Origin of the sequence: Mesorhizobium sp. M7D.F.Ca.US.004.03.1.1, from assembly GCF_003998635.1 — a bacterium.
In the GTDB taxonomy this organism is placed as follows: domain Bacteria; phylum Pseudomonadota; class Alphaproteobacteria; order Rhizobiales; family Rhizobiaceae; genus Mesorhizobium; species Mesorhizobium loti.
In genome coordinates, this window is sequence record NZ_RZQG01000289.1 from 1 (window position 1) to 6,543 (window position 6,543).

9 protein-coding genes and 1 pseudogene are annotated in these 6,543 nt (G+C 55.4%); 6 read left to right on the top strand and 4 right to left on the bottom strand.

What is annotated here, in order from left to right; all coding sequences use genetic code 11:
* Window positions 1-132: pseudogene (locus tag EN935_RS17400) on the top strand (IS481 family transposase); the annotation flags it as partial.
* Here EN935_RS17400 and EN935_RS40830 read toward each other — a convergent pair.
* Genes EN935_RS40830 through EN935_RS42895 form a run of 4 tightly spaced genes read right to left on the bottom strand, consistent with a single transcriptional unit; the run spans window position 70 to window position 1,075 of the window.
* Entirely contained in the window at window positions 70-321 is a 252-nt protein-coding gene (locus EN935_RS40830) for a hypothetical protein (RefSeq protein ID WP_127248734.1), read from the bottom strand. The pseudogene EN935_RS17400 and the gene EN935_RS40830 overlap by 63 nt on opposite strands.
* A gap of 14 nt (window positions 322-335) precedes the next feature.
* Entirely contained in the window at window positions 336-620 is a 285-nt protein-coding gene (locus tag EN935_RS17405) for a DUF6804 family protein (RefSeq protein ID WP_063169433.1), read from the bottom strand.
* Window positions 621-672: 52 nt separating this feature from the next.
* Complete coding sequence (locus tag EN935_RS17410) at window positions 673-912, bottom strand: hypothetical protein (protein ID WP_082826591.1); 240 nt, start codon at window positions 910-912, stop codon at window positions 673-675.
* A gap of 28 nt (window positions 913-940) precedes the next feature.
* Window positions 941-1,075, bottom strand: a complete 135-nt coding sequence (locus EN935_RS42895; protein WP_199489651.1) for a YHYH domain-containing protein — start codon at window positions 1,073-1,075, stop codon at window positions 941-943.
* Between the two features lie 129 nt (window positions 1,076-1,204).
* On the opposite strand from EN935_RS42895, the gene EN935_RS17420 reads away from it, so the two are divergent.
* The 5 genes from EN935_RS17420 to EN935_RS17440 all read left to right on the top strand — a co-directional run bounded on the left by EN935_RS17420 (window position 1,205) and on the right by EN935_RS17440 (window position 6,455).
* Window positions 1,205-1,645, top strand: coding sequence for a hypothetical protein (locus tag EN935_RS17420; RefSeq protein ID WP_126066778.1), 441 nt, complete (start codon window positions 1,205-1,207; stop codon window positions 1,643-1,645).
* Window positions 1,646-1,872: 227 nt separating this feature from the next.
* A complete protein-coding gene (locus EN935_RS17425; protein ID WP_210326684.1) occupies window positions 1,873-3,282 on the top strand; it encodes a hypothetical protein in 1,410 nt (469 codons plus the stop codon).
* A complete protein-coding gene (locus EN935_RS17430; protein WP_063169429.1) occupies window positions 3,275-4,093 on the top strand; it encodes a hypothetical protein in 819 nt (272 codons plus the stop codon). The genes EN935_RS17425 and EN935_RS17430 overlap by 8 nt, the downstream gene beginning before the upstream one ends.
* Complete coding sequence (locus EN935_RS17435) at window positions 4,093-5,409, top strand: hypothetical protein (protein WP_063169428.1); 1,317 nt, start codon at window positions 4,093-4,095, stop codon at window positions 5,407-5,409. Before EN935_RS17430 ends, EN935_RS17435 begins: the two co-directional genes overlap by 1 nt.
* A complete protein-coding gene (locus EN935_RS17440; RefSeq protein WP_082826712.1) occupies window positions 5,406-6,455 on the top strand; it encodes a hypothetical protein in 1,050 nt (349 codons plus the stop codon). The genes EN935_RS17435 and EN935_RS17440 overlap by 4 nt, the downstream gene beginning before the upstream one ends.
* The last annotated feature ends 88 nt before the right edge of the window (window positions 6,456-6,543 follow it).

The window sequence follows — 6,543 nt, forward strand, 5'->3', positions numbered from 1 at the left end:
CATCGTGCCGCCGAACTGCCTGTCTGGCTGCACAGATACAATTGGCATCGTCCACATGGCAGCCTAAAGTCAAAAACGCCTATCAGTCGCCTCGCCCTGATCGAGGACAACCTGTTGAAGCTCCACATCTAGGGCATGCGAAAATAGAAAATAACGGGCAAAAAGATGCGCCTTTTCCGACTCCGAGCCTAGATGGTTGAAAGCCTCGAAGTACTCCTTCGTCCGCTCGAGGAGATCTCCCGCATAAAGCGCCAACGGCTGTGACACGGTGACCCTCGGGCGCGCCTTGACCTTCGGCGTCTCAGGTCCACTCTTGGCCATCTCAGATTATCGGCTTAATTCCGGTGCCGGTATGCGACAAAGCCGAACAGAGTAGCCGCTGCGACGTTGAAGATTGCCCACAGCTCGCGCGGCAAATGAACCGGCATGAACGGGTTGAAGATCGCTGCCGCTCCAAACAGCGCCCAAGCCAGGGTGCGATTTTCAGGGCCTGATCGCCACACCATGGCTCCGCAGTAGATCCCGGCGAAAAAGACCACCACGCGGAGGAATTGGTAATAGCCGTACGGCCATGGCGCTACCGCCAGCAGCGAGGCAATAGCTACACAGATGCAGACCAACCGGACCGTTCCGGCCGGCGTCGAAAAGCATTATTTTCAGCAAACTTGATCCTCAAACGCCCAGCACGGTTGTTAGTGGAGTTTCGGCGCCCGCCATATATTTGAAAAGCCAGATTGCCCAAGTGATCGGCCAAATGAACGCCAACATCGCATCCAGGCTCAAGTTAATCAGGATTTTTACGACCACTGATGCATGGCCCTGCCATGTGTCGACGACATTCATCACGTAGGTGATCGGCCCGCCCAGCATGAAGAGGAGGCCCAGCGGAGCTGACATGATGTTCTTCAGCATGTTTGTGTCCCTCAGAAAGGCGTGACCTTCAGTGACAGTGATACGCGCCGGTCTTATGGTTGGTATGGCAACCGTTGGCATCAGTGCCGCCACTGTGTGCAAACGCGCCGGTCGCGCAAGCGATTATTGCAGCGGCCATAGCCGCGAGAAATGTTGTTTTCATTTTATTGCCCTCCCAAAGTATTTCAGACAGAGCACTATTGCCGGTCGGGCACAAGCTGCTCGTGGCACTGTGAACACAAATAGGATAGATGCTCCTCTGTGCAGGCCAAGATCGGGCGAGGAGAATACTTTGGATGGATTGCGATTGATGCACGTCCCGTTGGCGATCCTGCTGACATGGCCAAGGGTGGCGACGGCAAATGAATGCCTCTCGAAGTACACCAAGACCGACGTCTGCGCCTACGCAAAAAAAATGCAAACCGAAATGGCTCCAGCATTGCCCATGCTGATCAGTTCGAACATCTCCGTTCGGAGCATCATCGCAATCGGGCCAAGGATCGTTTTCAACGCCACCTGGGCTCAGACCGATGCGGAAGTAGACGCCAAATTGTTGGCTGCTGGCGTCTCGCGGCCGGTCTATGTCCAGAAGATCGATGAAATGACCAAAAACTATGTCTGTCGTGCGGAGGAACTATCTGCCTTCGTTCGCCTGGGCGGTGAGATCCAGTACACGTATACGACTGTGGATAATTTCCCAGTCGCGAACCCGCTCGTAGCACTCTGTCCTTAGAGCATCGCAGCACGGCTCATGACATGACTAGTCGCGGCCGATCAACCAGTTGATCAGCAGCCATGATCATTTGTTGGAACTCAATTGAGCCTGATCCGCACTAGCAAGTGGATAGAAGTGAATGTGCGGTTGCCCTTTAGCTCTACTATGCATAGAAACCACTCTGCCGGGGGGCGTAAAGTTGGGGTTGTGAGTGCGTGGGCTCTAAATTCGAAAAACTAAATAAGTTGCGTGACTCACTGCGAGAATCCAACCACGATTTTCGGGCGAGCACTCAGCTATTCAACAGCCTGGACCCTGCCAAGATCGACGGCGACCTGGATGTCATTAACCGCGGAAAGCAGCGCGGCGAGGTGAACCAACCCCCGAAAACGGCAAAGAATCTCGACGATGTCGAACATGCCATCGTGGAACGCGTTGAGGATGAGAAGAAGGCTGCGCATCACACTCTTGAGGACAACCTGCAACTCCTTGGAGGTCGTCTTGCCGGCCTCGATTTCGAGGAACAATTCGGTCTAATCCGTCAGACGAATGCCGCTAGCGTTTCGGACTTCAAAGCCTCGGTCGCCGTGGGCCTCGATGAACTTCACGGCCTGAGAAGGGCCCTGAACGACGCCGAAAAAGAGCATGCATGGTTTAAGGAGAAGCACGGTCTCGTTCGTGCCGCGCGTGTGCAGCACGGTGCCGCTCACATTTTCCGGCTATCGCTTCTGCTATTTCTGTTTCTGGTCGAGACAGCGATGAACGGCAACTTCCTGGCCAAGGGCAATGAGCAGGGATTTTTTGGTGGCATCCTTGAGGCTGCGGCATTCTCTTTCATCAACATCGGGGCGGCTTTGCTCCTGGCGGTTTTCTGCGCTCGTCTCGTCACCCATCGGTCGTTTTTCGTAAAATTCGTTGGGATCATTTCAATCCTTTTCTATATCGGCTTGGCGATTTCGATAAACTTGGCGCTAGCGCACTACCGTGAGGTCAGCGGCTCGCTCGCTGACGGCGCCGGCGCTGAGGTCATCCGTAATATGCTCGCCAATCCAGCGGGTCTCACGGACATCAAGTCCTGGTTGCTGTTTGCGATCGGCCTGATGTTTTCGCTTTTCGCTTTTATCGACGGCTGGTTCGTGCTCGACCCTTACCCAGGCTACACTGGCGTTGAAAATCGGCTCGTTCGACGGCGCGATGACTACATCGATCGAAAGAAGGAACTGATCGAAGAGCTGCAGGATGTCCGCGACGACCACAACGAAAAAGTGGAGGAAATCGTCAAGCAGCTTGGTAGTCGCCGGCGCGAGCACCGCGCGATTGTCGATCATCGATCGAGGCTTCTGGCTCTTTTTGCGCAGCATCAAGACCAATTGGAGCGAGCCTGCAATCAGCTTTTGTCGATGTATCGGGAAGCCAACATCCAGGCGAGGACCGAGCCGGCGCCCAAGCATTTCGGAACGCCCTACAAACTTGATCGCATCAAGCCATACGTCACCGGCGAGCGGGAGTGGAATGAGGGAGATGTTGGCGCATCAATTCGCCAGGCGCAGGAGGAACTCAACGAGCAGGTTCGTCTGATTGGTCAGGAATGCGAACGGGGAATTGAGCAGTACCGAGATCTTGATAAGCTTCACCCGGACAGCGTGAATGTCTAGGCGAACCCGCAGACGCAAGAAAGGCAATGCGGGTACCATTGCCGCGGCCATTGCCCTTGGTGTGCTATCCGTTGCGATGTTGGCCGGCTTCGGCTGGATGTGGACCAGGTCTGGCAATGGCCATATCGACGCCAACACGAATTGCCCATTGGACGGACCCTCCAGCCTGACCGCCGTCCTCATCGACGCCACTGATCCAATTTCGGCAACGACGATGGCTGATCTCAAGAACGAGTTCCGAAAGACCATTGGGCAGGTCGAGCCGGGTGGGTATGTGAGGATTTATACCCTGAGCTCGGCGCCTGGTGAGCTGACGGTGATGTTCGATGGATGCAATCCCGGTGATGGGTCGACCGTCGATAGTTGGACCAACAATCCTGCGCGGCGTCAAAAGAAGTGGGAAAACGCCTTCGGCGATCCTTTGAACAAACTTCCCGATGAAATCCCGAATGCGGCTTCCGCGAGCCAATCTCCGATCATGGCTGGAATTCAGAAAATCAAGCTGTCGCTCTTCGATAGCAGCTTGGCCAAACAGGGCAGTCCCAAGCGATTGGTGGTCGCCTCTGACATGATCGAGCATACGACGATTTACTCGCAGTACCGATCGGGACTGGATTACCAAAAATACCTCAACAGCGCCGCCGACCGCACATATGGGACGTCGCTGGATGGGGTGGGCATCACAATTCTTTATATCGATCGGGCAAAGAAGCCATTTCAGACCCTGGATCACGCGGAGTTCTGGACACATTGGGTCCAGAACCATCACGGCGAGTTCGAAAAGCTGGTTGGCTTGGATGGGTTAAACTGATGGCGAGAGCGCACGACAAACCTTTGCTGGATCATCCACGTCTGCCGGTCGTGGTTTTCGCGGCATTGACACTCGGCGGGTGTGTATTCATCGCCATTGCAAAACTCTCAGGCGTAAATCCGATCGTCGCGGCGGTAGCACCGGCCTGCCTGATGTTTTTCTATCTCGGGGTTTCGATCTTTGCTGGAAAGCTACAACTGCACGACGAGCAGACCGGCGATAACCTCTACTATATGGGCTTCCTGTTCACCCTGACGAGCCTTGGGGTCTCGCTGTTTCAGTTTGGAACGGAAGGCTCAACCGACACGATCGTCCAAAATTTTGGCATCGCGATCACGTCGACGATCACCGGTATTGCTCTGAGGGTTTTCTACAATCAGATGCGGCGCGATCCCGCGGACATTGAGCGAACGGCGAGGCACGAACTTGCCGACATGACACGGCGTGTAAGAGCCGAGATGGAAAGCGTAACCAGGGAGTTCGCCGACTTTCGTCGTGTCAGCCATCAAATGCTCGAAGAGGGCTTTGCAGAGATTGCCGAGCAAGCGGCACGCAATGGGGAGCACATTCGATCTGCCCTGGACAATATTGCCATGGAATCGATCAAGCCTGTCCAAGAGGCGTCTGCCAAGCTCAGTGACGCGTTGCAGCACAATTTCGGGCAAGTCGAAACCCAGTTTGCTTCGATAGCGAACCGCGTTGGAGCTGCAGCGGATTTGCTGGATAAAGCCAACAGCTCGATGTCCAACTCTGTTGGAAAGCTCGGTAATCAAGCCGACAATATGGCTGCCAAGCTGGAAAAGGTGGTTGTTCCTGATGAGGTGCTGAAGAACGATCTGGCGCCGATGGTCAAGCTCCTGGGTAATGCTGTCGCACAATATGCGATAAAAACCGAAACAGCCTCGCAAGAGCAGCAAACGCGGATGACCGGTCTTGCCGACGCAGTGATCAAGGTGGCGACTGGAGTGGAGAGAGCGGCAGCGGCCGCAGAAAAGACCGCAGAAACTGTCCAAGCGCAGCAGCGTTTGACTGAGGAGTTCATGGCTGTGATGCAGAAACACAGCAATGAAACACGCGGCCTCGTCGCAACCCTTACACAACATAGCCTCCCGGCCGTGCGCACTCCCCAGCCTCTGAGCAATGCGATAGCGAACGATGTCGAGCGAGTGGCGGCACCTTCCACTGTTGCCTCCCCTGTGGAGACGCCAATCAAGGTTTCGGATGACACGGAGGGCGACACCTTCCGATCGTTAAGCAGTCCGGCGGAGGTGGAGAAGGGTGAACCGCCAAAGAGAGCAAGTTGGTGGGGCAGGTGAGTGAGGTTAGCGGAACAGCCATTACGTTTGAGCGCAAGGGCTATGGCCGCGGCCTGATACTCGGCCTGACGATGGCTGAGACGATGCTGCTTCTCGTTTTCTGCCTTTTGCTTGCTGCAGGCGCGCTCATCGCCAAGACAAAGAAAGAGGCTGCGGCAGCGCAGAAGATTGCGCAGTCCCTCAATGAGAACGCTCGCAAGCTTGACGAGGAAAACAAGCGGTTGCTGGCTCAGCTGAATGCCATGGTCAAGCCTGCAAGTCGACGCAATGTACCAGATCAAGAATGGCGTGAATTGGTCCGGGCCAAAGAGGCCGCAGAGGCAATCAAAAAAGTGGGACTGACCCTTGAGGAAGCGGTGAAAAGCGCGCCGGCCGCCAAAGTCCTCTCTGACAACGACGTCGACGTTGATCAGGCCAAAGCCATGATCGAGAAGATGAAGGTTCTGCGCGAGCTCGGCTACGTTGGCACGGGCAAGACGTCCAAGGATCTTGCTGACGCACTGAAGAAGGCAAGGAACGAGGCCTCTGCTGACAAGCCACACGATTGGCCACCGATCATCAGTCTTAGCGAGCTCGATGGCTATAATTTCGATACTGGAAGTGCGGAGCTTTCCGGTGGCTTCAAAACGAAGTTGCGGCAGATGTCGAAGACCATTGCTGGAATTGCAACTTCCTATGGTGTGGACGTCATTGAGGTGATTGGCCACACGGACGAGCAGGCGATGTCCGGTGACTCATCGAATATGGACAGAGGCCTTCAGCCCGTACTGGCGCGCAAGATGGACATTGGCACACTCCATCCTGCCGACAATGCCGGGCTTGGATTAGCGCGAGCGATCTCCGTCACAGGCATCCTGCGCGATATGCCGGAACTGAAAGGCTTCACCATCCTGCCAATGTCCGGCGGCCAGTTGATATTGCCTGGCGACCGGCTCACCGACGGCGCACAGGCCGGCGACGTCAAGGCGAGGAGGCGAATTGAGATCAGGGTCAGGCAACGTTCGCGAGAGACAGATATTGGACTGGTTCCGGTACCAAAGTTGTGAGGCGAACTGCCCTTGGGTTTCGCTCACAGGGCTTGGGGGGGATTGCGGGGATGGGGTTTTACGTTCGAAAATCGATTAGTGCGGGACC

Bases quoted from the DNA above. Each gene is read 5' to 3' on its own strand.
- EN935_RS40830 (WP_127248734.1), bottom strand. From the start codon at position 321: ATGGCCAAGAGTGGACCTGAGACGCCGAAGGTCAAGGCGCGCCCGAGG.
- EN935_RS17410 (WP_082826591.1), bottom strand. From the start codon at position 912: ATGCTGAAGAACATCATGTCAGCTCCGCTGGGCCTCCTCTTCATGCTG.
- EN935_RS42895 (WP_199489651.1), bottom strand. From the start codon at position 1,075: ATGAAAACAACATTTCTCGCGGCTATGGCCGCTGCAATAATCGCTTGC.
- EN935_RS17430 (WP_063169429.1), top strand. From the start codon at position 3,275: ATGTCTAGGCGAACCCGCAGACGCAAGAAAGGCAATGCGGGTACCATT.
- EN935_RS17435 (WP_063169428.1), top strand. From the start codon at position 4,093: ATGGCGAGAGCGCACGACAAACCTTTGCTGGATCATCCACGTCTGCCG.